This window comes from Elusimicrobiota bacterium, assembly GCA_026388095.1.
GTDB lineage: Bacteria > Elusimicrobiota > Elusimicrobia > UBA1565 > UBA9628 > UBA9628.
The window spans coordinates 42699-69026 of the sequence record JAPLKL010000040.1; the positions used below are offsets into that span (position 1 = coordinate 42699).

Below are 26328 nucleotides of genomic sequence, written 5' to 3' on the forward strand. Positions count from 1 at the left end.
CTGGGTTCTGCCGTCCCGCTTCGCGGGCCGGGACTCCGGCCCGCGCCTGGCGGCGCGAGCCGGAGTACTTCAACGGCGTGAAGATTTATCCCGGAAAGTTAAGAAAATTAACAAAGTCGACCACCGGCACCACTTTGCGACGATTTGGTAGAATGGGGCTCATGTCCGCCCGTGGAGAGCCCTTCTTCGATGCCTGGGAGTCGGCGTCCGAGGCGACCCGCCGCCGCGTGATCCGGCAGCGGCTCGGCGAGTACATCGGCTACGCGCGTCGGCGGGTCCCCTTCTATCGGGACCGGCTCTCCGGATTCCGGCCCGGGGCGGAGCATCCCTTGGCCGCGGTCCCGGTCCTGAGGTCCGGCGACCTGGCCCCGCTGCTGCCGCCCAAGAGCGAGCGCCTGGTGGCCGACCGCCGCGCCGGCCGGACCGTGTTCCAGAGCGGCGGCACGACGGGAGTCCCCAAGACCACCTTGTTCAGCCATGAGGAGATGGAGGCCCTGTATCTGCCCAACGCTCGGGGCTTCTACGCGGTGGGCCTGCGCAAGAGCGACCGGGTCGCCAATCTTTTCGCGGTGGGCGGCCTCTACATGACCTTTCTCCATATCCACCGCTTCCTCGAAGGCTTCGGCTGCACCAACTTCCCTTTCTCGAACCACACCCCGCCGGAGTACGTCCGGACCTGCGCGCGCTTCTTCGGCATCAACTGCCTGGTCGGCCCGGGGAGCGTCATCCTCAACTGCCTGCGCGGGATGGAGAAGCTGGGCCTCGACGGCGTGCGCATCGAGAAATTCTTCTACGGCGGCGAGCATCTCTACGACGCCGAGAAGGCCGAGCTGCGGCAGCGCTACGGCGTGCGCGCCGTGGCGTCCCCGACCTACGGCACCGTGGACACCTGGTACATCGGCTACCAATGCGCGGCCTGCCCGACCGGCGTCTTCCATGCGCACGACGACCAGTGCTTCATGGAGGTCTGGGACGAGGAGGCGGACCGCCCCTGCGCCGCCGGCCGGACCGGCATGCTCTATGCCACGGCCCTGCCCAGGCGGCTGACGCCGGTGGTGCGCTACCGGGTCGGCGACCGCGCGCGCTGGCTGGAGGGCCGCTGCCCCTGCGGCCGGACCACCCCGCTCTTCGAGCTCCTGGGCCGGGGCGACGACGTCCTGCGCATCGGGCCGTTCTATTCGGTGGACTACGCCTACATCCAGGACTGCGTGAGCCGCGTGAAGGGCCTCTCGGGCACGGTGCAGATGCAGAAGGAGCGCGAGGCGGGCCGCGACCGTCTGGTGGTGCGCGTCGAGACCCGGGCCCCGGCCCGCGCCCGGCCGGCCCTCGCCGCCGCTCTGGTGCGCGAGATCCTGGCCCGCCGGACCGCCTTCGCCAAGGGCATCGGGCTCAAGACCGTCTGGCCCATCCGGGCGGAGCTCCTGGCCGAGGGGAGCCTGCCCCGCAACCCGCGCACGGGCAAGCTTATCCGGGTGATCGACGACCGATGACCGGCTCCCTGGCGAAGCTCGAGATCCCGCCGCAGCAGTCCTTCCTGGAGCCTACCGTGGGCTTCGTGCTGGCCTTCGCCGCGCGCTTCTCCCGCGGCGAATCGGAGCAGGCCGAGCTCAAGATCGCGGTCTCGGCCGTGCTCGACATGGTCATCGCCAACAACTCGCACGGCGGCGAGGCGGTGGCCGTGGAGGTCGGGGAGGCCGCGGGCAAGCTCAAGGTCTCGGTCATCAACCGCGGCGCGCCCATCCTGTTCAAGGGCGGCCGCTCCGGCATCCATGCCGACTACTACGCCAAGTTCCAGGAAGCCTCCAAGCACGCGGACTCGGTCATCTTCGAGAACACCGGACGCCAGGGCCAGGTGGTGACGCTGGAGATCCGCCTCGGCGCCGTGGCCGCGGCCATGTCGCTGCTGGCCAAGCCCGCGCCGCAGGCCCCGGCCATCCCGGAGGACGAGGTCATCGCGGTGCGCGGCCTGGCTCCGGGGGAGGAGGACGCGCTCAGCCGCCTCTTCTACCTGGTCTACGGCTACGACTACATCAACGAGTTCGTCTACTATCCGGAGAAGATCAAGGCCATGATCGAAGCTGGGGACCTCCTCCCCATCGTGGCGGCGCGGCCCAACGGCCGTCTGGTCGGCCATGTCGGCCTGCTCAGACGGCACCGCGAGCCCGCTGTCTACGAAGCGGCCATGGGCGCGGTGGACCCCATGGTCAAATCGCGCGGGCTCTTCGGCCAACTTTTCAGCAAAGCCATGGAGGTGGTGCAGAAGACCCCCATGCAGTACTGTCTCTGCGACTGCGTGACCAACCACGCCTTCAGCCAGAGGCACGTGGCAAAGTTCGGCGGCACCGAGCTGGCCCTTTACGCCGGCTGCCAGTCCCGCGAGACGCAGGCGCGCCTCGAGCGCCTGGGCTTGGGCAAGGACCCGGAGAGCATGCTGCGCTACAGCTTGCTGGTCTCGGTCATCCCGCGCGTGCCGAGCCCCTTCGGAGAGAACGTCGTCCTGCCGGAGAGCATCGGCGAGCGGTTCGGCTTCCTGCTCAAGCCGCTCGGGCTGGCCTGGTCTCCGGCGCCGCGCTTCCAGACCTTGCCCGCCGCCGGGAGCTTCAAGACCAGCACGCAGCGCGCGCAGGCGGCGGCTTTCTTCGACCTCTCCGAGCCGGGCCAGGAGGCCGCCGAGGACATCGTCGAGGAATGGCGAGAGCTGCTGCGCGACGGCTTCGAGTACGCGGCGGTGGAGGTCCCGCTCGACGCGCCGGGACTGGGGCCGCTCTACGACATCCTGTCCAGCAGCGGCTTCTTCGCCTCCGGGTTCGTCCCGTACCAGGGCGCGGCGCGGCTGGGGTTCCGGTTCCAGGCGCTCGGCCCCACCAAGGTCGCCTTCGACGACATCAAGGTCGCCACCGACCACGGCAAGAAGCTCCTGGCGGCCGTGAGGAAGGACTACGAGGCCAACGGACTGCTATGAGATTCCCCAATTGCGAAGCCGTCTGCCGCGCGCCGGACCCGCACGTCTGGACGCCGGCCAAGAGCCGGCGCATGGTCGCGGCCTGCCGGGAGCTGGCGGCCTTCCACGCCCGCAACTCCCGTGAGCTCGCCGCGCTCTACCGGCGCCGGGGCTTCCGGCCCGGCTCCATACGGACGGAAGCCGACCTCAAGCGCATCCCGATGCTGGGCGTGACCGCGATGAAGCATTTCCTGCTCACCTCCCTGCCGCACGAGCGCTGCGTGCTCAAGGGGACTTCCTCGGGCACGCGCGGGCAGAAGACCCAGATGTGGTTCGACGCGGACAGCCTGGACCGCTGCCAGGCCCAGCTCACCGGGCTGTGGGAGGAGGAGGGCCTGCGCTCCTCGGAGCCGACCAACTACCTCATGTTCGTCTACGACCCGAAGGAGGCCAAGGACCTGGGCATAGCCTTCTCGGACACCAACCAGCAGCGCTTCGCCCCGGCCGCCGGCGTCTTCTACGCGGTGCGCAAAAGCCGCGCTGGCGCCTGGGAGTTCCAGAAGGCCGAGACGGCGCGCACCCTGCGGGAGTACGCGGGCGCGGGTCTGCCCGTGCGCATCTTCGGCATCCCCAGCTTCATGTACGAGTTCCTCTCCGAGATGAAGGAGCCCGTGCGCCTGCCCCCGCGCAGCTGGATGGTGACGGGCGGCGGCTGGAAGGCGGCCGAGGACAAGCAGGTCTCCCGGGAGTTCTTCCGGGAGCTGGCCTCCAAGATGCTGGGCTTGGACCCGGACAACATCCGCGACGGCTACGGCATGGCCGAGCACGCCGCCCCCTACCTGGAGTGCCGCAAGCACCGCTTCCACGTCCCGGTCTACAACCGCGTCTACGCGCGCGACCCGGTGACCTTGGAGGTCCTGCCGCCCGGCCGGCCGGGGCTCCTGGAGCTCATCACGCCTTTCAACGCCATGATGCCCAACCTCGCCATCCTGACCACGGACCTGGGCTCCCTGGACCCCGGGCGCTGCCCCTGCGGCTACAACTCCCCGACCTTCACTTTGCTCGGCCGGGGGGGGCTGGTCAAGCACAAGGGCTGCGCCATCCATGCGGGCGAGATCGTGCGGAGGTCCTCTTGAATAAGACCCAGTACTGGTTCGGCGATTGGCACGACGAGGAGCTCACCGCCGCGCAGGCCGCCCGGCTCTGCCGCAAGGCAGCGGGCCTGCGGCAGGCCGCGGCCGACTACCCTCTCGACAAGGTCCTGCGGCTCTTGAGCCGGGCGCAAAAGCGGTGGCAAGACCCGTCCTACCGCCTGCGCCGGGAGGCCGAGCGGGCCCTGCCCGGCGTGACCGGCTTCTCTCCGGCCATGGTGCGCCGCGGGCTTGCGGAGCTCTGCTGGACCTTCGACGCGGAGCTGCTGCGCAAGAAGATGGACCTGGAGCTGCCCGGGCACGAAGGCCTGGGCGCCACCCGCTGGGAGCCTCTGGGCACCGTCCTGCACGTGCTGGCGGGCAACGTGTTCGTAGGCGCCGCCGGGTCCTTGGTCGAGGGCCTGCTGACCCGCAACGTGAACATCCTCAAGATGTCCTCCTCCGAGGGCGTCTTCCTGCCCTTGCTCATCGAGTCCTTGCGGGAGTGCGACGAGGACGGGGTCGTCTCGGGCTCGCTGGCCGTGGTGCAGTTCTCCCAGAAGCAGACGGACGTGATCTCGGAGTTCAAGCGCGAGGCGGACGGGATCGTGGTCTGGGGCGGCGAGTCGGCGGTGCGCGGCTGGCGCGACGGCTTGCCCGCACGCACGCGCCTCATCCTGTTCGGGCCCAAGCTGAGCGTGGCCGTGGTGACCCGGAAAGGCCTGCGCGAGGGCTCGCCCGAGGACCTGGCCGGGCGCCTGGCCAAGGAGACCAGCATCTGGGACCAGAACGCCTGCACGGCTCCCCAGGCCTGCTACGTCCAGGGCGAGGACGGGGCGCGGCTCCTGCTGGAGGCCCTGCCCAAGGCGCTCGACGCGGCGGCCGCGGCGCTGCCGCCCGGCGAGGTGGACACGGACGCGGCGGTGGAGATCCGAAAGCTGCGCGGCGTGGCCGAGGTCGCCGAGGCCCGCGGCGAGGGCGCCCTGCGCGAGTCGGCCCGGCGCCTGGACTGGACCGTGCTCATGGACCGCGACCTGACGCTGACCCCTTCGCCCCTGCACCGGACCCTGCGCCTGGTCCCCTTCGAGAAGGTCTCTGACGTCGTAGAGCAGCTGGCGGACCTGCGCGGCTACATCCAGACCGTGGGCCTGGCCGCGGGGAGCTCGGAGCAGGACGAGCTGGCCGACTCCTTCTCGGACGCCGGCGCCCTGCGCATGGTGGAGCTGGGCCGCATGGCCGAAGGCGAGATCGACGACCCGCACGACGGGGCCCAGGACCTGCCCCAGTTCATGCGCCTGGTCCTGCGCCGGCCGCCGGGGCGGCGCGCCTGGACGGCCGCGGAGCGGCTCTCTCGCGCTCGGCGCCAGGGGCTCATCGACGCGAGGCTGCGGCGCCTCATCGATGTCGCGCGCCGGTCCCGCTTCTACGGCGCCCGGCTCAAGGGGCTGCGCGTCGACACGGTCGCGGACCTGGTCAGGATCCCCGAGCTGACGCGCGCGGAGATGGAGGCTAACATGCCGCCCCAGGGCGAGGGGCTGGGCACGGGGCCTTGGACGGGGGGGTATGTCTCCCGCAGCGGCGGCTCGACGGGAGCCCCGAAGTTCTCGGTCTACGACCGGCGCGATTGGGATGCGATGATCGCCAGCGGAGCGGAGGTGTTCCGCAGCCTGGGCTTGGAGCCTTGCGACCGGCTGGGCAATTTCATGCTGGCCGGCGACCTCTACGGGAGCTTCGTCTCGTTGGACCATGTCAACCACCTCCTGGGCCTGGCGAGCTTCGGCTTCGCGGGCAACTCCCGGCCGGAGACCTTCGTGGAGGTCTGGCGCAAGTTCCATATCAACGCGGTCGAGGGCATCCCGCCGCATATCGTGCCGTTCCTGCGCGAGGCCAAGAGGCTGGAGCCGAAGCTGTCCTTGGAGAAGCTGGTCTACGGGGGCTCGCCCCTGAGCTCGGCCGATCACGATTGGCTGAGGTCCGCGCTCAAGGTCCGGCGCATCGCCTCGGTCATCGGCGCCAACGACGGCGGCCAGCTGGGCTATCAGTGCGAGCGCATGCGCGGGCCCCTGCATCACGCGATAGACGAGTTCAACTGGATCGAGGTGGTCGACGATGCGGGGCGGCCGGTGCGCGAGGGGCAGACGGGGCGCATCCTGATCACGAGCCTGCTCAAGTTCGCCTATCCCTTGCTCCGCTACGCGATCGGAGACGCGGGCCGCATCGTGACGGGGGCCTGCCCTTGCGGCCGGCCGGCGCGGCGTTTCGAGCTGCTGGGGCGCTGCGACGACATGCTGGCGATGGCGAACATGAACGTGCGCCACCGCGACTTCGCGGCCGCGCTCCAGGGCCTGCCGGTCTCGGCCCTGCAGATCGCGGCCCTGAGCGGCAAGGGGGGGGAGTCTCTGGCCGTGCGCGTGGAGACGCCCTCGGCGCAGCCGGCTCTGGCCAAGCGCCTGCGCCGGGTCCTGCTGGCGCGCATGGAGAAGCTCGGGGAGCGTCTGGCCGACGGGACCCTCCATTCTCTGGACCTCTCCCTGCACGAGCCCGGGGCCCTGCCGCGCAACCCGCGCACGGGCAAGCTCAAGAGTCCCATCGACGAGCGGTAGTGGTGCCGTTGATGGCGTTGATGGTGCCGGTGGTCAACTTTCTCAACTTTCTTAACTTATTTGACGGGCTTGACCTAAGAGGCCGATGAGGATACTCGTCCTGGGCGGCACGGTCTTCGTCGGCCGGCACTTCGTGGAGGCCGCCCTGGCGCGCGGCCACGCGGTCACGCTGTTCAACCGCGGGCGGCATGGCCCGGACCTGTTCCCGCAAGCCGAGAAGCTCCGCGGCGACCGGGACCACGACCTGTCCGCCCTGCGCGGCCGGACGTTCGACGCCGTGTTCGATCCCTCGGGCTATAGGCCGGAGCAGGTGGGCTCGGTGGTCGAGGCTCTGGGCGCAGGCATCCCCCATTACACCTTCGTCTCCAGCATCTCCGCCTACCGGCGATTCCCTCCCGGCCGGCCGTTCGACGAGGATGCGCCGCTCGCGGCAGGCAGCGCCGGCTACGGGGCGCTCAAGGCGCGCTGCGAGGAGGCTCTCGAGGCGGCGCTGCCCGGCCGGGTGGCTCAGGTGCGGCCCGGCCTCATCGTCGGCCCTCACGATCCGACCGGCCGCTTCACCTACTGGCCGCGCCGGCTCGCCCAGGGCGGCCGAGTGCTGGCGCCCGGCCGCCCGCAGCGCCCGATCCAGTTCATCGACGCGCGCGACCTCGCCGGCTGGTGCGTGCGCCTGGCCGAGGCGCGGCGGGCGGGGCGCTTCACCGCCGTGGGCCCGGAGTCGCGGCTGACCATGGGGGAACTCCTCGCCGCCTGCGCTCAGGCCGCGGGCGGCGACGCGCGACTCACCTGGGCCGCGGATGAAGAGCTCGCCGCGGCGGGCGTCGAGCCGTGGAGCGAGATGCCGCTCTGGATCCCCGAGGCCGATCCTGTCCACGGCGGGATGCTGCTCGCGGACAATCGGCGCGCCCTGGCGTCCGGCCTGACGCTGCGTCCGGTCGGGGAGACGATACGCGCGACGCTGGAATGGGAAGCCGCGGACGGGGGGCCGCAATCCGATGCCCCGAACCGCGTGACGCCCATATCCCGCGAGCGGGAGGCGGCGGTGCTCGAGAAGATCAAGTCCAAGCGCCCGCGGTCCAGGGCATAGGCCGCCCGTATCTGCAGAATCAAATGCGGCGCCAGTTGTTGTAAGATAGCCCAAAGCCATGATCGTTTATCTTGTATCCAGAGGAGCCTCGGATGAACAACCCTCTCCGCGCCGGGAGACGGATCCCATATGAGATCATCGCCGCCCTCTTCACGATTGCCATGACCGCCGCTCCGCTCCACGCCGGCCTCCCCCCGCTCATCCCGCGCGAGGTCCTCTTCGGCAACCCCGAGAAGACCAGTCCCAAGCTCTCCCCGGACGGCAAGAGGCTCGCCTGGATCGCCCCCGACCAGAAGAACGTCCTCCAGGTCTGGGTCAAGACCATCGGCCGCAACGACGACAGGATCCTGACCGCCGACAAGAAGCGCGGCATCCGCAGCTACTTCTGGGCCCACAACAACAGGGTCCTCATCTACCTCCAGGACGTGGACGGCGACGAGAACTGGCACGCCTACGGCGCGGACCTCGAATCCGGCAACGTGCGCGACTACACCCCGTTCCAGGGCGTGCGCGCCGACGTCACGGCGGCCGACCCCAAGTTCCCGGACGAGCTTCTGGTCCAGCTCAACCTGCGCGACCGCCACTTCTTCGACGTCTATCGCCTGGACCTCAAGTCCGGCGCCTTGGCCCTCGACACGACCAATCCCGGCGACGTCGAGTCCTTCACGGCGGACGCCGACTTCGAAGTCCGCGCCGCGCAGGTCAACACCCCGGACGGCGGCACAGAGATCCGCATCCGCAAGGACTCCAAATCCTCCTGGAAATCCTGGATCAAGGTCGGCCCCGAGGATATCCTGGGTTTCCAGGATTTCACGGCGGACGGCAAGTCCGCCTACTTGGTCTCCTCGGTCGGCAGCGACACGGCCCGCGTGGTGGAAAAGAGCCTCTTGACCGGGGTCGAGAAGATGGTGGCCGCCATGCCGGACGTGGACTCCGCCGGGGTCATGATCCACCCCCGCCGCCATATCGTGCAAGCCGTGGGCTTCGCCCGGGGCCGCACGGAATGGACCGTGGTGGACCCCTCGGTCAAGGCCGACTTCGCGGCCATCAAGAGTATCCGCGACGGCGACTTCACAGTCATCAGCCGCGACGACCAGGATGCGGTCTGGCTCGTGGCCTTCACCGCCGACAGCGGCCCGGTCCGCTTCTACTCATGGGACCGCGCCGCGAAGAAGGAGACTTTCCTGTTCGCGCACCAGCCCAAGCTCGAAGGCCTGCGCTTGGCCAAGATGGAGGCGGTGACCATCAAGTCCCGCGACGGCCTGGACTTGCACTCCTACCTGACCTTGCCCGTGGGCGTGGAGCCCAAGCACCTGCCCTTGGTGCTTTTCGTGCACGGCGGTCCTTGGGGCCGCGACATGTGGGGCTACAACTCCTACGCCCAGTGGTTCGCCAACCGCGGCTACGCCTGCCTGCAGGTCAACTTCCGCGCCTCCACCGGCTACGGCAAGAAGTTCCTCAACGCCGGCAACAAGCAGTGGGGCCTGAAGATGCACGACGACCTCATCGACGCGGTGGATTGGGCCATCCAGCAGGGGACCGCGGACCCAAAGAAAGTCGCCATCATGGGCGGCTCCTACGGTGGTTACGCCGCTTTGGCCGCCGTCACTTTCACCCCCGAGAAGTTCGCCTGTTCCGTGGACATGGTGGGCCCCTCGAACCTCAAGACCTTGGTCCAGTCCATCCCGCCTTACTGGAAGCCCATGCGCGCCATGTTCGACGTGCGCATGGGCAACATCGACGACCCCAAGGAGGCCGAGCTCATCAGGAACGCCTCCCCGCTGTTCAAGGCGGACCAGATCGTGCGGCCGCTGCTCATCGGACAGGGCGCCAACGACCCGCGCGTCAAGCAGGCCGAGTCCGAGCAGATCGTGGCCGCCATCGAGAAGAATCGGGGCCGGGTCACCTACGTGCTCTATCCCGACGAGGGGCACGGCTTCGCCCGGCCCGAGAACCGCATCGACTTCAACGCCCGCGCCGAGGCCTTCTTGGGCGCCAACCTGGGCGGCCGCGTGGAGCCTGTCCAGGGGGACGCGTACCCGGGCTCGACCGCGAAGGTCAAGGTCGTCGGAAAGTGAAGACAGAGGCCGCAGGAGGGCAGCATCCCATGAGGAAGACCGGACTCTTGATCGCCGCCGTCATGGTCGTCGCCGGCTTGGCCCAAGCCCAGACTTGGATGCCCAAGGTCCCGGAGCCCCTGGACATCCCGTTGCCCGCGGACCCCATGGCCGTGACCATCCACCGCCTGCCCAACGGCCTGACCGTGTATCTCTCTCCTTATCACCAGGAGCCCCGCGTCACGGCCTGGATCGCCACGCGCGCCGGCAGCCGCCAAGACCCCGCGGACTCCACGGGCATGGCCCACTACCTCGAGCACATGCTGTTCAAGGGCTCGGGAGCCCTGGGCACCGGCGACTACGCCAAGGAAAAACCCTCCCTCGACCGCATCTCCGCCCTCTACGAGAAGCTCTTCAAGACCACGGACCCGGCCGAGCGCAAGGCCGTCTACAAGGAGATCGACCGATACAATGTCCTGGTCTCGACCTACGCCATCCCCAACGAGCTGGCGCAGGCCTACCGCCGCCTGGGCGCCCGCGGGCTCAACGCCTTCACCTCCAACGAGAGCACCGTCTTCGTCTGCAACTTCCCGTCCAACCGGGCCGAGGCCTGGGCCAGGCTCGAATCGGACCGCTTCGCGCATCCGGTCTTCCGGCTCTTCCAGACCGAGATCGAGACGGTCTACGAGGAGAAGAACCGCTCGCTGGACAACCCGGAGCGCATCCTCAATGAGGCCCTGGACAAGCAGGTCTGGAAGGAGCACCCCTACGGCCGCACCGTGCTGGGTTCCGTGGAGCACCTCAAGAACCCCTCCTTGGCCAAGATGTACGCCTATTACGACAAGAACTACATCCCCAACAACATGGCCATCGTCCTTTCCGGCGACTTCGACCGGGCGAGTATGCTCCAACTCATCGAGAAATACTTCGGCGTCTGGAAGCCCAAGGACCTGCCCAAGGCCGAGCCCAGCCCCATCGTCAAGCCCAAGGGGGTGGAGCGCGTGGAGGTCAGGTACGAGTCGGAGGAGAAGGTCGCGGCCTCCTGGCAGACCGTCCCGGTCGAGCATCCGGACGCGGACGCTTTGACCGTCATGGACATGCTCATGACGAACTCCCGGACCGGCATCATCGACCTGGACCTGGTCCAGGCCCAGAAGGTCAAATCCGCCAACTCCGGCAACGACTTCCTCAACGAGGGCGGAGTCTGGACCATGTGGGCCGTGCCCAAGAAGGACCAGAAGCTGGAGGAGGCGGAAGCCCTCTTGATGGGCACGGTGGCCAAGCTCAAGGCCGGCGCGTTCACGGATGAGGATATCAAGGCGGTCCTCACCAACTTCGAGGTGGGGGAGAAGTACAAGCTGGAGAACAACGACAGCCGGGTCGGCTACATGGTCGGGTCGTTCCTGCGCTACGAGCCTTGGCCCAAGACCGCGGCCTGGCTGGAGCGCCTGCGCCGCGTGACCAAAGCGGATGTCCTGCGCGTGGCGCAGAAGTACCTGGGAGAGGACCGCGTGGTGGCCTACCGGCGCCAGGGCAAGCCGACCTTGGTCTCCATGGCCAAGCCGGAGTTCACCAAGCTCGACATAAAGCCCGGACGGCAGTCGCGATTCTTCGACGAGGTCCTCAGCCTGCCCGCCGCCCCGCTGGAGCCGCGTTGGGTGGTCAGGGACCGGGATTACACGCTCACCGAGATCCCGGAGGGCAGGCTCTACGCCGCGGCCAACCCGGTCAACGACCTCTTCGCTTTGACCTGGCGCTTCGACCTGGGCCGCCGCCACGAGCGGTCTTTGTGCTCGGCCCTGAACCTGCTGGAGCACGCCGGCGCGGGCGCCCTGCCGGCCGAGGAATTCAAGAAGAGGCTCTATGCGCTGGGCGTCAGCCTGCGCACCGGCTGCGGCGAGCAGGAGGCCAGCGTCTCTCTCAGCGGCCTGGAGAAGGACCTCTGGCCCTCGCTGCAGCTCATGCGGGAGCATTTCGACTCCCCGCGCACGGACACCGACACCTTGAAGAAGATGGTCGAGGTGGCCATCGGCGCGCACCAGGACAACAGGAAGAACCCCGCCTATATCCACCATGCCTTGTCCGAACTGGCGGAGCGCGGCAAGGAATCCGGCGTGCTCCTGGAGCTCTCCGACTCGGAGCTGCGCGCGCTCAAGGAGGACAGCTTGAAGGCCTTGGCGCGCAGCCTCCTGGACTACAAGCGTCGGGTCATCTATGTGGGCAGCCGCACGCCGGGAGAGGTCGCGCGCCTCATCGACCAAGGGCGCCGCGGCTACAAGGACCCGCCGGCCTACAAGCCTCAGCGCTACCTCAAGCCGGCGCGGGACAAGGTGCTCTTCACGCACCGCGACATGCTCCAGTCCCAGATCGGGATATTCGCGGCCGACGAGGTGTATGACCCGCGGCATGCCGTGGACTACCAGTTCCTGGCCAACTACCTGGGCGGGGGCATGAGCTCGGTCATCTTCCAGGAGGTCCGCGAAGCCCGGGCCTTGGCCTACCAGGCCAGCGGCGGCTATTGGGGAGCGTCCAAGACGGGGGACGAGAACCAGGTCTGGGGCTATCTGGGGACCCAGGCTGACAAGACCTCGGAGGCCGCGGCGCTCCTGCGCGGCTTGCTCCTGAGTCCGCCCCTTTCCGGCCCGCGTTTCGCTGAGACGGCCAAGGGCATAGAGGAGAGCTACCGCACCAACCCCATCCAGTTCCGCTCCGTGCCGGGCGCCGTGATCGGCTGGGAGGAACTGGGCCTCTCCGGAGACCCCCGCCCGGAGCGCTTCGCGCGCGTCCTCGAATACAAGCTCGACGATCTCGCGCGATTCTCACGGCGCTTCCAGGGCCGGCCTATGACCGTCTATGTCCTGGGCCACCGCGACCGGCTCGGCCTTGACGCGCTCAAGAAGCTGGGGGACTTCGAGGAGAAGTCCTTGGACCAGATCTTCCCTTACTGAAACGGCTGGCGCCGGCTCCCTTCCGTCGCCGAACGCCCGGGTTCCGCCGCCCCGTCACTTGTCGCAGTCGCTCTGCGTGCAAGGCTGGGACGCCGTCAACGGACAACCGTGCAACTGCGCGCAGTCCAAGCGGTCGATCTCCTCGCACTTCGCCTTGAATTGGCAATGCACCCGGGCGCAGTTGCAGTGGCTGCGCCACATCCAGTAGTCGTCTCTGCAGACTGACTCGTAGGCGAAGACGCATTTCACGTTTGAGCGGCACACGTCGCCCATGCGCCTGGCGATGCCATCCAGCTCGCCGTTAGCCTGCTCTATCTTGGGCTGGTAGGCATTGGTCGCGGCCTCGCATTTCCTGGCGTCCTCGGCGTTCTTCCTGTAGGCATCTGAATTATCCGAAGCGGCAGCAGCAGCCGGCGCCGCGCCGCCTGCCGCTCCACCGCCTGCCGCTCCGCCTCCTGAGTAGGATGAGGCCCCACCCAAGACCCCCGCCTCGCCGGAGTCGCCGCCACTCGCCCCGCCGGAGGCGCCGCCGCTCCCGCCGGCCGCGGCGATAGAGCCAGGCTGGCCGACGGCCCCGCTCTGCATCGGCACGACAGCCAGCCCGGATCGGCTCGCCGGAGCCGCGGCGGCCGCGCTGGCGCCCGAACTACCGCCGCCCAGGGACCCTGACCCGGACACCGCGGCGCCCGGACTTTTGAATCCGAAGCTGCCTTTGGCCGCCCCATCGGCCCGAAGGTCGGAGGGAGGTGCCCGCTTCTGGGACTGGTCGAACGGGGTCAGCGGCGCCCCAGACGGCCGGCGCGCCGCCGCGCTGCCCTGCCGGCCCGCGCCTGCGGCCTGCGCCGAGCTGACCTGCCGGCCCGCGCCTGCGCCCAGCGCCACGCCCCCCTGCAGGCGCGCGCTTCCGGCCTGCTCCGCGCCTTGGACCGGAGCTCCTCCCTGTCCCAAAGAGGCTGTCTGCGGGGCGCTCATAGCGCTGGCTGCGGAGAGACCGGCGGAGCCGGCCGCCGAGTCCCGGGCTTGAGCGGAGGCGGCGGCGCCTTTCGCTCCAGCCACGGCGCCGGCCTGGGTCCAGAACCCGCGGATGAGTCCCGGCAGCGAAAACCCGGGGCCGGAATCTGCGGCTCTGCCTGCGGCCCCGCCTGCGGCCCTGCCTGCGGCCACGGCGGCGCCCGCCCCCGGCCGTGAGGCGAACGGTTGCGCGCTGTGGCTCCTGTGCGACGGCTCATGGAAGGCCGTCAGCCATACCGCCAGGATGGCGAGGCTGAACCCTCCGACGGCGACGAAGCCCGCCCTCCAATCCGTGCTGAGGCGCTGCAGAAGCTCCGCCCACAACGCACTTAACCTTGAATCGTCCTTAGCCATCAGGCCCCCCGCGCTTGATTAGTATAGGCCCAAAAAACAATGGTATCAAGACCCAATAATGCCGCATCGAACTTATCCTGTTGCCGGGCCCAGTCCGCCCGGGACCTCCGTCCCTGGGAGGTCCCAACTCGTTGCTGTCTCCCCGGGGCACAAAGACCGGCCGGATCTAGGTCCTAGGTCTCTGCGACTGAGCGCGGCGCCTTTGTTATCTTCATGGCATGGCTGCCGCCGTCCTTTCTTTGCTCTGCTGGGGCTTGGCCGCCGGGGCCCTTGCCGGGCCGCTGACCCCGGAGGGGCTGCTTTCCGAGGTGCGCCTTTTGGCGCCGGGGATGTCCAGCCCTTCTCCCATGTCCTGGCTGGAGGTCCCGGCCGTCCCTGCGCCTCCGGCGGCCTCGGCTCCGACTCCGGCGGATCCCCGGGCCCTCTACGACCAAGTGGTCCGCGGGGGCTCGGCTCATCTGCAGGGCATCACGGCCCCGCAGCGCCGGCAGCTCTGGGACGCCACGTACCGGCATCCGGTGGCCGGCATCGACGACGAGAAGAAGCTCGCCAAGTACGACCCTCAGGGCTTCATCGGCTTCTGTTTCGGCCGCGCCATGGCCGTGCACCTGCTGGCGCGGCAGATGGGCTTGGCCGAAGACGGGGTGCGCAAGCTCTTCGTCATCGGCGACCTGCGCGAGGGCGCGGACCCGGAGTGGCGGTTCCACGTCACGGCCTTGGTCAGGGGCGAGGACGGGGCTTGGTACGCCATAGACCCGATCATGGACGATCCGATGTCCGCCGCGGCTTGGATGGCCGAGGTGCGCAAGACCTGGGACAAGGGCCGCAAGGCCAGGTTCTATATGACCCCGGCCTCCACGGTGTTGCCGGACGTGACGGTGGTGCCTGAGCCGGGGCATGAGACCGGGACGCGGGTCATCGAGCTCTCCTTCGACCCGGCCGGCAAGGCGGGCTTCTCGCCCGTTGCCGGTCTGGGAGACGAGGTGTCCGCCGTGTCCGCGGAGGCGGCGCCGAAGTATTTCAAGGCCGCAGGCGCCGCGGCCGGCTCTTTCGACTTCGAAGGGATCCCGATCAACGGCGAGAGGGTCTCCTACAACGGCTATTTCGTAGACCTCCTGCGCGACATCGCGGCAGGGGTCCAGCGTCTGATGCGGTTCTCGGCGCCGCGGCCGGCCGGTCCCAAGGCTCGGCCGCTGGGACTGGACCTGGGGAAGCTCGGCCGTCGCTAACGGGCCGCGCTGAGCAGAGCCGCGATGTCCGCGCGGCGCCGGGCCCGCGCATGCGCCAGAGCCGTCATGCCGCCGTGGTCGCGCAGTCCCGGATCGGCGCCATGGGCGAGCAGCAGCTGGACCACGGCGGTGCCGCCCTGCTTTGCCGCCGCGATCAGCGGGGTCTCGGCGGATGCGTCCGTGGCGTCGGGCTGGGCCCGCGCGTCGAGGAGCAGTGCGACGATCTCCGGGCGTCCCGTCCTGGCCGCCTGCAGCAGCGCGGTGCGCTCATGGGCGTCGCGCGGCTCGAGCGCGGCGCCGTGCGCGAGCAGGGCCAGCACGGCCTCGACCCGCCCGCTCTGGACGGCGTGCATGAGCGGGGTCAGGCCGTCGGCATCCTTGGCGTCGGCGTCGGCCCCGCGGGCCAGCAGGGCCTTGAGGCAGTCGGGACGGGGCGTCCCCGCCGCCAGCGCCAGCGGAGTGCGGCCCCTGGCGTCGCGCTCATCGAGCCCGGCGCCGTGCGCGAGCAGCGCGGACGCGATGTCCGCACGGCCGCGGGCCGCCGCGAGCAGGAGCGCGGTCTGGCCGCTTGCCGTGCGCCGGCCGGGATCGGCGCCCGAGCCGAGAAGGAGCTGGACCACCGCCAGCGAGCCGCTCTTCGCGGCGAGGCTCAGCGGGGTGTAGCCCGGGTCAGGAACTCCGGCCGGCGGCAGGGCGCTGGTGCCCTGCACGCTGAGGTCGATGCCGGAAGCGTTGACCGCGGCGCTGGAGACCAGCAGGAGCCGGACGGCATCCACGCGTCCCCGCTGGGCGGCCAGCAGGAGTGGCGTGTCGCCCCACTCGTCCTTGGCGTCCACGCGGGCGCCTTTGCCCACCAGGAGCTTCACGATGTCCGCCCGGCCCGCGCTGGCTGCCCAGTGCAGGGCCGTGAGCCCGAGGCCGTTGGCTCTATCGGGATGAGCGCCTTGGTCCAGGAGGGCTTGGACCGTGTCTTTGTGGCCGTTGACCGCGGCCGCGATGAGCGGCGTGAAACCGCCCCAGCGGTCCAGCTGGTCAGGATCGGCGCCTGTCTTGAGCAGGGCCACGACCTGGGGCGTCTGCCCCTTCTCGCTGGCGCGGATGAGGGGCGATGCGCAGGCCGCGGCCAAGCCGCAGACCGCGAGCAGGATCAAAGGCTCCGGCGAGCGGCTCATGTCTATATTACGGCCGAGGGCCAGGAGAGTTCGTCAATGAGTGCTGCGGTACGCCATGACCGCGAGCCAGGTCACCAGGGCCAGGCTCACCAGGACCACTTGCAGGGCCGCGAAATGGACATGATGCCTGTGCCGCTGGTCCAAGGCGCGGTAGCCGTGCGCGGCATGCTCCCACTTTGCGGTCCGCGCCTGCTTGATGTGGGCGCCCAGCCTCGCTAGGTCCCAGACGATGAACACGACCGCGGCGATGCCGACCAGGGCCGGCAGCAGGGGGGAGAACCGCAGGGCCCGGCAGACCGCCAAGCCCGCCGGCGATTCCGTCTCCTGGCAGACCCCGTAGGAGAGGTATATCCAGGCCAACGGCACGGCCAGGGCCAGCGGGATGAGGCCGATATGGATGGCCGTGGCCTTGTTGCGGATGCGGCGGTGCTGCTGCTCGTGGTTCACCATTTTGGCCCCTTGGAGAAAGGCGAGTCCCTGAAGTACGGCACCTGGGTCGGGGCGCGGCTTTTGCGTGGATGCTGCGGGTCCGCGTCGTACGCCTCGAACTCCTTGACCGCGGCGGCGCTGAAGATGCGCCAGGCCCGCTCGCAGTCCGGGGGGACCGGGACGGCGTTCAAGGCGGCCTGCCGGTCGGCCATGGCTTGGCAGCCCCGGTCGCGCAGGGAACGGTCGAAGGCGACGTAGGGCACGGTCAGGCCCGAGGCCCGCAGCAGGCCGGCCAGCACCTCGCGCAGCGCGGGTTGGTTGTAGGCGTTGCCTTGCCCGGCGGAGCGCAAGGGCGCCGCCGTCTCGGTCAGGAAGCGGCTCATATCCTGGAGCGTTGTGTGCGGTGTGAGCGCGGGCGCGGAGCGGACATACCCTGACCAGAGCTCGAACCGGGCCGGGGAGACGAGCGGCAGGTCCGGGAGCACCGAGTCGAAGAGGTGGCCGATGCCGGCATGGTACATCTTGTCCGGGTTCTTGAGCATCTGGTGCGAGAAGGCGTCGCCGTAGAGGTGGAAAGCCAAGCCCAAGGCGCAGGCCGCGTCGGCTCGGGCGCCGGGGTCGCCGGGGGGCACGTCCCGCAGCTCAGCCAGGATGTCCTGGATGACGCGTTGGGACACCTCGCGCACGGCCGGCGGCCAGCCGCCGGTCAGGCCATGCTGCAACTGCTGGATGGTCACCATCCGGCCCACTGTGTCCGCGGGCCCGCGGCTCGCCAGGACCCAGCGCGAGTAGTCTAACGGGTGCTTCATGAGCCGCCGGTAGACGTCTATGGCGCTGAGCTCCGGGGCCTCGTCCGGCAGTTGGGAGCAGACCGCGACCAAAGTCTCGCCGTCGAGCGTCGGCGCGACGGACTTGAGGGCCAGCCGGACGGTGTAGTAGTGGTCTTCTCTCTGATAGGCAGCCGAGACGCAAGGCAGGAGGAGTGTCAGAAGCAACGCCGCCGTCAGAATCGCTCCCACGTGCGATATAATAGCTCATCCCGGACCCCACGGGGCCTCCTGGGAATCCATGAAACTGAAAGTCTTGGACATCCGGCCGACTCAGATGGCCATCGGCATGAAGGAGGTGGACCTGCGCATCGCCAAGCTCAAGTCCATGCAGGGCCAGGAGCTCGCGAAATACCTGTCCGAAAGGAAGATCCCGGTCGTCATGGGCCCGCGAGAGCGCGTCTATTGCGTGGACCATCACCACCTGCTTCGGGCCTGCTGGGAGGCCGGGGTCGCGGAGGTCCCGGTCGAGGTCAAGGCGGACCTTTCCAGGCGTTCCTTCCCGGCTTTCTGGAAGGCCCTGCACCAGGCCCGCTGGATCTTCCTGTACGACCAGTTCGGTCGCGGCCCCCATGACCCGGTCCAACTGCCGGGGAGCATCCGGTGCCTGGCCGACGACCCGTTCCGCAGCCTGGCTTGGTTGGTGCGGGAGAAAGGGGGCTACCGGAAGACCGACCGCCCTTTCGCGGAGTTCCGCTGGGCGGAGTTCCTCAGGAAGCACCTCAAGATGCATCCGGTCTTCGACCACATGGAAGGGGCGCTGAAGGAGGCCATGCTTCGGGCGCGCCGGCCGGCGGCCGCCCATCTGCCGGGCTTCCTCCGGTCCAGCCGGGGCTAGCCTTCGCCCGCCCCGGCGCCAAGGCCGGCCCGACTGTAGTATCATAAGCTTCGTGGACGCCTCGATGATCCCGCGCGCGCCCCTCATCCTGCGCAACCGCAACGTCTTCCTCATCTGGTCCGGCCAGGCCCTGAGCCAGAGCGGCACGCGCATGTACCAGATCGCGCTGGCCTGGTGGATCGTCACCAACGGCGGCGGCGGCAAGGAGGTCGGCCTCTTCATGGTCGCCGGGGCCATCCCGGCCCTGCTCTTCGTCAAGCTCATCGGCAAGGTCGTGGACCGCCACCATAGCCGCTCGGTCCTCATCGCCTGCGACCTCGCTGCCTTCTTGGTCACCGCCGTAGCCGCGCTCCTCTTCCGCGCCGGAGCGCTCGGCTTCATCGGAGCCTGCATCGCGGGCTTCTTCCTGGCCCTGGCCCAGGCTTTTTTCGACCCGGCGCTGAGCAAGGCCGTAGCCGTTGCCGCCCCGCCCGAAGACCTCGAAGCCGCGGTCGCCTTCCAGTCCTCCACCCAGTCCTTGGCCAGCTTCGCCGGCGCCATGGCCGGGGCTTTGCTCATTGACCGCATCGGCATACTGGGAGTCATCATCCTCAATGCCCTGAGCTTCTTGGTCTCGGCCGGCGCCAATGCCCTGCTGGACCTCCGGGCCGCTGAGCGGCCCGGGGCCAAGGCGGAGGAAGACACCCTCTCCGTTTGGGCCGCTCTCCAGGACACCCCTTGGCTCAAGAAGGTCCTCATCGGGTTCGGCTGCGTCAACTTCTTCCTCACGCCCATCCTCGTGGTCCTGCCCCTCTACGTCAAGCTCAGCCTGGGCGGCAGCGCGACCTTGCTCGGAGTCCTGGAAGCCGCGATCTGGCTCGGCATACTCGCCGGGACCTTCGGCTCCAGATGGGTCTCCACCGCAGGGGGGGTGAGCGGCGTCATGCGCCTCGGCTCCGCCTGCATGCTGCTGCTCGGAGCCGCGCTCCTCCTGCCCGGGATCTTCGTGCACCGGGGCCTCTTCTGCGCCGCTCTGCTGGCCGCCGGCGCCGCCGTGGGCGTCAACAACGTCAAGTTCGTCACCCTCTTCCAGGAGCGCGTGCGGCCCGAGCTCAAGGGCCGCTTCTTCGCGCTCATGCAGGCCCTTCTGAGCTTCACCTTCCCCGCCGCGTTCTTCCTCTTCGGACTCCTCGCCGAGCTCATGGCCCCGCCCAAGGTCTGCATCATCCAGGCCCTGGGCGTGCTGGCCCTCTCGGGATTCTTCCTGCGCCTCTCCCAGACCACGGAGGTAGGACCATGACCAACAAGAAAGGATTCGAATGCCGCTTCGTCGAGCCGGACGACGCCTTCGACCTGATGCGCCTCTATCAGGGCTCCGTCCCCAGGATAAAATCCGACGCCATGTTCCTGGACCTGGCGCGCCTGCGCGCGTTGATCGAGACCCAGGGCAAGAATTGGGCCGTGGCCGCGGCCAAGGGCCAGCTCGTCGCCTTGGTGGCTCTCCAGGTCGACGCGGAGAACCGCCTGGGGCGCGTGCGCCGCATGTACGCGGCCGGTCCTGAGACGGAGAGGCGCGAGGCCCTGTCGGCCGCGCTGTCCTTCCTGATGGAGAAGATCGCGGCGGACGGCGCCACCGACATGGTCTATTCCACCACGCGGACCTTGACCCTCGAACAGCAGGACATCGCCCTGGAGCAGGGCTTCAAGGTCCTGGGCGTGTTCCCCAACGCGGTGTATGCCGACCCCCGGAGGCTCAACGGCCTGAGCGCCTGGTTCGCGCCGGATGTGCTGACCCAGCGCCGCCATGCGGACTTCTCCCTGCATCCCCTGGTGGAGCCGTTCTTCGAGATCGTGCGCAAGCAATGCGAGCTGCCCAAGCAGGGCACGGCCAAGGTCCCGGCTCCGCCCCCGGACCTGGAGCCGTGCCCGCCCCTGGAGATGATCGAGGCGCCCCGCTTCGTGGCCGAGCGTTACCGCCAGGTCAAGGCCCGCAAGAACCTCTCGGTCAATTTCTTCCCCTTCGAGACGCCCAACATACTCTTCACCAGTCCCGACGGCAGAGTCGAGGTGTTCGTGCGGCTGGTCAAGGAGACGCGCTTCGCCTGCATCCTGGCCGAGCACCTCACCGCCAGCGTCGATGCCGTGCGCCTCTACCGCGAGGTGGCCCAGATGCTCTACGACCGCCGGGTCATCTACATCGAGGTCATCAACGACGCGGCCGACGTCTCCGGCACCGAGTGCATCCTGCGTGCGGGCTTCGTGCCCTGCGGCTACATGCCCTGCCTCAAGCAGACGGGCGACAAGCGCCGCGACTACGTGGTCTTCGCCCGTTCCTATGAGTACTTCACCTACCCGAAGCTGAAGGTCAACTCGCTCTATCTGGACTACCTGCGGGAATACTGCAAGGCCCGGGCGGCGATGTCCGCCCGCGACGCGTAGCGCGCTGACCGTCAACGCACTGCCTTAGGACGGTCAGCACCTGCGTGCTAACGCACGCAGGCCCTCTCGCCCTGGAGGATGAGCTCGCGGGCCTCGTCGACCCTGTCCCAGACGTTGCACATGAGCGCGCCCCGGACCCGGCCGTCCTTGAGGTAGTAGACCGTGCCCTTGCGGTCCTTCTCCTGCCACTCGCAGCGCGTCTCCAGGCTGGCGTCCACGTCGCCTACGGCCTCATAGCCGAAGTCGAAGAGGTCGGAGAAGAAGTAGGGCAGGTAACCGAAGCTCTCCCGGCCGCCCGCCATGTTGCGCCCGGCGCAGACCCCCTGGCTGCGGGCGTTGTCCCAGTGCTCCATGCGCAGGCGCCGCCCCAGCGCGGGGCAGGGGAACGCCGCCAGGTCGCCGGCCGCGTAGATCCCCGGCCGGGAGGTCTCCAGGAACCTGTCTACGAGCACGCCGTCGCGCGCGACCAGGCCGGCCTCGCGGGCCAGGGCGGTCCGCGGCGCGATGCCCACGCCGACGACGACCAGGTCCGAATCGATCTCGTGCCCGGCCCGGGTGCGCGTGCGCAGGCCCCGGCGCACGCTCTCTATGGAGACGGGCTCGTCGCCGCAGAGCACGTTGACGCCGCGGTCCCGATAGGTCTTCTGCACCGCGCGGCCCAGGCTTTCGGGGAGCACCCGGCTGCACAGGTAAGGCGATGGGAAGACCATGGTGACGTCCACCTTGTTCAAGGTCAGCGCGGCCGCGAGCTCGGAGCCGATGAACCCGCCGCCGATGACCACCGCCGACCGTCCGGGCGCCGCTTTCTCGCGCAGATAAAGATAGTCCTCCAGGGTACGGAAATAGCATACGCCTTCCAGGCCGCTGCCGGGGATGGGCAGGCGCCGGGGCGCGCCGCCCGCGGCCAGGAGCAGCCGTTCGTAGCCGATGCCCTGGCCTTGGGAGTCGATGAGCGTCTTGTGCCGGGCGTCGATGGCGAGGGCCCGGCGGCCCAGAGCCAGAGCGATGTCCCTCTGCGCGTAGAAGCCCTCGTCATGCAGGCTGATCTGCGCGACGGTCTTGGCCCCGGTCCAGAGCTTCTTGGACAGCGGTGGGCGGTCGTAAGGAAGCTGCCTCTCGGCGCCCATGAGCAGGACGGCGCCGCTGTGGTCGCGCTCGCGGATGGCCTGCGCCGCCGAGACCCCCGCCAGCCCCGCGCCCACGATCACGTAACGATAGGATCGAGTCGTCATGGCCGCCTCCCCGATACCATAGGATGGCGCCGGCGCGGCAAAATAATGTCAAATCCCCGAGGTCAGGGGATGACGAAGAGGTAGAGGGCGTCGGTGCCGGTCTCGCTGACGCGCTTGAAGTACTCCTTGTCGAACTTCCCGTCGGCGGTGGTCTCCACCAGGTGGCCCACGTTGTCCGTCGCGGAGATAAGCCAGGGCCCCCACCAGAGCGACGTGGCCACGGCATGGGCTCCCTTGAGGGCGTAGAGACCGGCGGTGGCGCCGGCGGCTCCCTCGGCCACGGCCGCGCCGCCCTGGACCGCGGCCACGGCGTGGCCCAGGCCCACGGTGGCCCAGAGGATCGGGTTGCACACGGACTCGCTGACGCTCTCCACCACGCCCATGGCGACACCGCCGGCGGTCAAGGCCGCGCCCTGCCAGCCCGGGGTCCCGGCGCCCTCATGGATGAGGCGCTTGCCGTAGGTGCTGGCGCCGTATTCGCCGCGCAGCACCGCCGCGGCCTCCTTGGCGTCGATGGGGGCGTCGACGATCCGGCTGGCCTGCTCGGGGGAGATGGGGTAGGGCTGGCTGGCCACCGCGCGGCGGCGCTCCGCGCGGACCTTGGCGTAGAGCTCCTGCTTGGCGCCCGCGGTGAGCCGGTCGATGTGGCCTTGCTCGTCTATCAAGAGGTTCATGAGGGGGTTCTTGGCGTAGCTGCCGCCCGCTTCCAGGCTGTAGGTGTCCGAACCCGAGGCCGCGGCCACGATGACCTGCGGGGCTCCCACCAGGCCGGTGTAGAGGGTCTGGGCGGTCTGGTCGCAGAACTTCAGCGTGTCGCCCAGGACCGGGGTCTCCATGACCGTGTCGCCGGTCCGCCCCAGCCAGGACTTGCCTTCCTTGGTGGTGACGGTCTTGATCGCCCGGGTGCCGCGGCTCTGCCAGCGGCCGTCGAGCCAGGAGCTTTCGGTCAAAGTGACTTCCTGGAGCTGATTCTGCCGCGCCCAGGGGCCCCAGCCCTTCTCCTCGGTGCGCGCCCGGCCGCCCCACTCCAGGCGCCGGTCGTCGCCCGTGTACTGCCGCCAATAGCCCGGGTGGTCCTCCCGGGCCTGACCGTCGGCCGAGAGCTCGATGGGCCCCATCAGGATGAAGGACTCGGGGCCGGGCTTGCCGTCCGCGCTAATGCCGGGGAGGAACTGGCCCGCCAGTATCCTGCGGCTGTGGTCGCCGCGCTCGAAGATGAGCCGGAAATGGTTGCGCCCGTCCATGCTGAGGTGGACGGCCACGGCGCCGGCGGGCCGGTACTCCGCGATGTCGCGCAGGAAATCGGCGAGCGCGGCGGTGCGCCTGCCGTCGGGCATCCCCAAAGCCGCCAGCGCTTCCCGGGCGATCTGCCGGCTCAGGTCCGTGCGGGACCGGGCGTCGCTCTGGCGCAGCAGGTCCGAGACCCCGGCCTCGAAGGAGGCGTCGGCGAGCTTGGCGATGCGGGGGCTGATGAAGACCGCGCTGTTCGCGGCGGCCGGGGCCTTCGCCGCGGAGGCTTTCTCGTCCCGCGCCGGAGACGGGACCGGGATGCGCAGGTCCGTGGCCTTGGCTTGCGGCTTGAAGGGGGCATTAGCGGAGGAGCCGGACCGGGAGCCGGTGTTCGTCGGGGCAGCGAAGGCGTTCTCGCGGCGCGCGGCCTGCTGGTCGAAGACCAGCGCCGCGGAGCCCGGATCCTTCGCGGCCAGAGGCAGCAAAGAGGCGGCTTGGTCCAGCCGGCCGGGCTGGGGGGAGGCGGACAGGAGCGCGGCCAGCCGGGAAGCGTCCGCCTTGCCGGTGCGGGCGCCGGTCAGTATCTCGCGGAGCTTACGGGCTTCCTCGCTCAAGCCGGCCTGCTCGGCCGGGAGCATGGAGCCCGCGGCCAGCCGGGCTTCCACGACGCGGAGCCGCTCGTCGAGCTGCTCCCAGGAGGCGGCGGCCTGGCCTTCCAGGCGGGAGAGCACATCCTGGCGCAGGCCCTTAAGATCCAGCCAGGACTGCATCGCGGTGAACGTGGCGGCGGGCGGCAGCGCCACGGCCGCGGCAGCGGGCGAGACGGCGGCCCAGAATGCCCAGAAGACGAGCAGCGCCCGCGCCGTCCGGCTCCTGGGTCCTCTGGTCCCGCTCATGCCCCTATTGTGAGGCGGAAAGGCCTAGTTCCGCAGTGGCCTAGGACCCAGGCCCTTCTGGGTCTTTAGACCTCCTGATTCCGACTTCCTGGGACCAAGACCCCGATCGGACCCGGCAAAGGCTATAATACGGCGCGGATGCCCAGGACTCTTTCCAAGGCTGTCATGGCTGCGGTCTTTCTGTCAGTCGGCGCCGGCTGGCTCTGGCACCGTCAGCCCCGCTGGGCCGGGACCCCAGGGCCGCGGCAGGCCGAAGTCGTGGTCGGAAAGGCCGGCATCGAGTGGGTGGCCATGCCGGGCGGAAGCTTCATGATGGGCGCCGACGACGCCGGCGCCGACGCCCAGCCGCCGCATCGGGTGGCCATCGCGCCCTTCCGGATCGCGAGGACGCTCGTCACCAACCAGCAGTACCAGGCTTGCGTGGCAGCCGGAGCCTGCAAGGCTCCCGGCGATTGCGGCGAACGGTTCCAGGGGGACGACAGGCCCGTGGTGAACGTGGACTGGGGCCAAGCCGAGGCCTTCTCGCGCTGGGCGGGGGGCAGGCTTCCCAGCGAGGCGGAATGGGAATACGCGTCACGCAGCGCGGGCCAAGACTGGAGGTTCCCGTGGGGCAACGAGGACGCGTCCTGCGAGAGGGCCGCGATCTCCGACTGCAACATAGACGTGACCCAGCCGGTGTGCCGGCGGCCGCGAGGGAACACCGCGCAGGGGTTGTGCGACATGGCCGGCAACGCCTGGGAGTGGGTCCGGGACTGCTATCACGGCTCCTATCAGGGGGCGCCCACGGACGGCAGCGCGTGGGAGACCCCGGCGGTCGCCTTCCGGGTGCTGCGCGGCGGCTCCTGGTTCTCCGACGCCGCCCACGCGCGGTCGGCCCGCCGCAGCAGCCGCGCCTGGGCCTACCGGAACTGCCATCTGGGCTTCCGGCCGGCCCAGGATCGCTAGAGCTTGCCCCAGCGGTGCTCCATGTCCTGCCTGACGTTGTCCTTGGTGATGAGCTTGACCGGCGTCAGCTGCACTCCCACCGCGACGCCGTCGTTGTCGAGGGTCGCGTCGACGGCGACGGGCTGCCGGCGGATCAGGCGCAGGGCCGCCTCGTAGGCGGCGCGGCCGATCTTGGCCGGCATCTTGTCGATATCGGCCGCGAGGCGGCCGGAGGCGACGGCTTCGCACGCGTCCCGGTCCGCATCCGCCCCCACCACGAGGGCCGGCCGGGATAGATGGAGCGCCTCCGCGGCGTCCAAGGCTCCCATCGCCATCCCGCTGTTGTTGGCGAGTATCCCTTGGACGGCGTCCGGGTAGCGCGCATACGCCTCTCGCGCCGTGTCCCGCGCCAGGTCCCGCGACCAGCCCTGATGGGGTCGGCGCAGGAGGATGTTGATGCCCGGGTATCTCGCCAGGGCCTCGAGATTGCCCTGCGTGATGTCTTGGGCCACGGAGTTGCCGGTCGCGCCCTCCAGCAGGACGATGTTGCCTTTCCCTCCGAGCCTCTGCGCCAAGTACTCGGCCTGCAGCTGGCCCGCGCGCCGGCTGTCCGCGGTGACGTAGAGCCGCACGTAGACTCCCTTGGGAAGCCGGTCCATCGCGATGACCGGTATCCCGGCCGTGGTGACTTGCTGCACGAGCTCTCCGACCGTGGCCGTGTCGACCGCGTGCAGGATGAGCACGTCCACTCCTTGCGCGATGAGGCCTTCGACGTTCGCCTGTTCCCGGGCCGGGCTGTTCTCCGCCGAAGTCCAGATCAGCTCGACCCGGTCGGCCGCCTGCCGCTCGACCATCTCCTGCTGCATGAACGAATAGACCGCCTCGTGCATGGTGGCCACGCTGACGCCGATCTTCGGGGTCTTGGCGGGAGCGCAGGCGCAGGCCGCCGACAGCAGGGCGCAGACCGCGGCGAGAGGCAGTGGGTGCCTGGTTCTCACGTCT

The 26328-nt window shown here is 69.4% G+C and carries 19 protein-coding genes; 12 read left to right on the plus strand and 7 right to left on the minus strand.

Going from position 1 to position 26328, the window contains the following annotated elements:
• The first annotated feature begins 161 nt into the window (after positions 1-161).
• The 7 genes from NTY77_08905 to NTY77_08935 all read left to right on the plus strand — a co-directional run bounded on the left by NTY77_08905 (position 162) and on the right by NTY77_08935 (position 12766).
• Positions 162-1490 (plus strand): hypothetical protein, encoded by a 1329-nt coding sequence (locus NTY77_08905; protein MCX5795597.1) that lies wholly within the window; start codon positions 162-164, stop codon positions 1488-1490.
• On the plus strand, positions 1487-2962 hold the full coding sequence (locus NTY77_08910; protein MCX5795598.1) for a hypothetical protein: 1476 nt from the start codon (positions 1487-1489) through the stop codon (positions 2960-2962). The genes NTY77_08905 and NTY77_08910 overlap by 4 nt, the downstream gene beginning before the upstream one ends.
• Positions 2959-4077, plus strand: coding sequence for an acyl-protein synthetase (locus tag NTY77_08915; GenBank protein ID MCX5795599.1), 1119 nt, complete (start codon positions 2959-2961; stop codon positions 4075-4077). The genes NTY77_08910 and NTY77_08915 overlap by 4 nt, the downstream gene beginning before the upstream one ends.
• Positions 4074-6674 (plus strand): hypothetical protein, encoded by a 2601-nt coding sequence (locus tag NTY77_08920; GenBank protein ID MCX5795600.1) that lies wholly within the window; start codon positions 4074-4076, stop codon positions 6672-6674. Before NTY77_08915 ends, NTY77_08920 begins: the two co-directional genes overlap by 4 nt.
• 85 nt (positions 6675-6759) lie before the next feature.
• Entirely contained in the window at positions 6760-7761 is a 1002-nt protein-coding gene (locus tag NTY77_08925) for an NAD-dependent epimerase/dehydratase family protein (protein ID MCX5795601.1), read from the plus strand.
• A 161-nt stretch (positions 7762-7922) separates the two neighbouring features.
• Positions 7923-9839, plus strand: coding sequence for a S9 family peptidase (locus NTY77_08930; GenBank protein MCX5795602.1), 1917 nt, complete (start codon positions 7923-7925; stop codon positions 9837-9839).
• A 29-nt stretch (positions 9840-9868) separates the two neighbouring features.
• Positions 9869-12766, plus strand: a complete 2898-nt coding sequence (locus tag NTY77_08935) for an insulinase family protein (protein ID MCX5795603.1) — start codon at positions 9869-9871, stop codon at positions 12764-12766.
• A 54-nt stretch (positions 12767-12820) separates the two neighbouring features.
• Here NTY77_08935 and NTY77_08940 read toward each other — a convergent pair whose 3' ends face one another.
• Positions 12821-14131 carry a hypothetical protein gene (locus NTY77_08940; protein ID MCX5795604.1) on the minus strand — a complete coding sequence of 437 codons (1311 nt, stop codon included), beginning with the start codon at positions 14129-14131 and terminating at the stop codon, positions 12821-12823.
• Positions 14132-14349: 218 nt separating this feature from the next.
• Between NTY77_08940 and NTY77_08945 the strand changes: the two genes are divergently transcribed.
• Positions 14350-15360 (plus strand): hypothetical protein, encoded by a 1011-nt coding sequence (locus NTY77_08945; GenBank protein ID MCX5795605.1) that lies wholly within the window; start codon positions 14350-14352, stop codon positions 15358-15360.
• On the opposite strand, the gene NTY77_08950 is transcribed toward NTY77_08945, so the two are convergent.
• The 3 genes from NTY77_08950 to NTY77_08960 are packed head-to-tail and all read right to left on the minus strand — an operon-like array spanning position 15357 to position 17956.
• Positions 15357-16532, minus strand: a complete 1176-nt coding sequence (locus NTY77_08950) for an ankyrin repeat domain-containing protein (protein ID MCX5795606.1) — start codon at positions 16530-16532, stop codon at positions 15357-15359. The genes NTY77_08945 and NTY77_08950 overlap by 4 nt on opposite strands.
• 33 nt (positions 16533-16565) lie before the next feature.
• Positions 16566-16982: a hypothetical protein gene (locus tag NTY77_08955; GenBank protein MCX5795607.1), complete on the minus strand. Its 417-nt coding sequence runs from the start codon at positions 16980-16982 to the stop codon at positions 16566-16568.
• Positions 16976-17956, minus strand: a complete 981-nt coding sequence (locus tag NTY77_08960) for a hypothetical protein (GenBank protein MCX5795608.1) — start codon at positions 17954-17956, stop codon at positions 16976-16978. Before NTY77_08960 ends, NTY77_08955 begins: the two co-directional genes overlap by 7 nt.
• A gap of 73 nt (positions 17957-18029) precedes the next feature.
• Between NTY77_08960 and NTY77_08965 the strand changes: the two genes are divergently transcribed.
• Genes NTY77_08965 through NTY77_08975 form a run of 3 tightly spaced genes read left to right on the plus strand, consistent with a single transcriptional unit; the run spans position 18030 to position 21044 of the window.
• Complete coding sequence (locus tag NTY77_08965; GenBank protein ID MCX5795609.1) at positions 18030-18626, plus strand: ParB/Srx family N-terminal domain-containing protein; 597 nt, start codon at positions 18030-18032, stop codon at positions 18624-18626.
• A 52-nt stretch (positions 18627-18678) separates the two neighbouring features.
• A complete protein-coding gene (locus NTY77_08970; protein MCX5795610.1) occupies positions 18679-19905 on the plus strand; it encodes an MFS transporter in 1227 nt (408 codons plus the stop codon).
• The gene (locus tag NTY77_08975) at positions 19902-21044 is read left to right on the plus strand and encodes a hypothetical protein (protein MCX5795611.1); all 1143 of its coding nucleotides are present in this window, start codon (positions 19902-19904) and stop codon (positions 21042-21044) included. Before NTY77_08970 ends, NTY77_08975 begins: the two co-directional genes overlap by 4 nt.
• Before the next feature lie 47 nt (positions 21045-21091).
• Here NTY77_08975 and NTY77_08980 read toward each other — a convergent pair whose 3' ends face one another.
• Both NTY77_08980 and NTY77_08985 read right to left on the minus strand, forming a co-directional pair.
• Positions 21092-22276: an FAD-dependent oxidoreductase gene (locus tag NTY77_08980; protein ID MCX5795612.1), complete on the minus strand. Its 1185-nt coding sequence runs from the start codon at positions 22274-22276 to the stop codon at positions 21092-21094.
• A gap of 62 nt (positions 22277-22338) precedes the next feature.
• The gene (locus NTY77_08985; protein MCX5795613.1) at positions 22339-24402 is read right to left on the minus strand and encodes a hypothetical protein; all 2064 of its coding nucleotides are present in this window, start codon (positions 24400-24402) and stop codon (positions 22339-22341) included.
• Between the two features lie 138 nt (positions 24403-24540).
• Here NTY77_08985 and NTY77_08990 point away from each other — a divergent pair, with 138 nt between their 5' ends.
• A complete protein-coding gene (locus tag NTY77_08990) occupies positions 24541-25347 on the plus strand; it encodes a formylglycine-generating enzyme family protein (protein MCX5795614.1) in 807 nt (268 codons plus the stop codon).
• Here NTY77_08990 and NTY77_08995 read toward each other — a convergent pair.
• On the minus strand, positions 25344-26324 hold the full coding sequence (locus tag NTY77_08995) for a substrate-binding domain-containing protein (GenBank protein MCX5795615.1): 981 nt from the start codon (positions 26322-26324) through the stop codon (positions 25344-25346). The two genes, NTY77_08990 and NTY77_08995, sit on opposite strands and share 4 nt — an antisense overlap.
• Between the last annotated feature and the right edge of the window lie 4 nt (positions 26325-26328).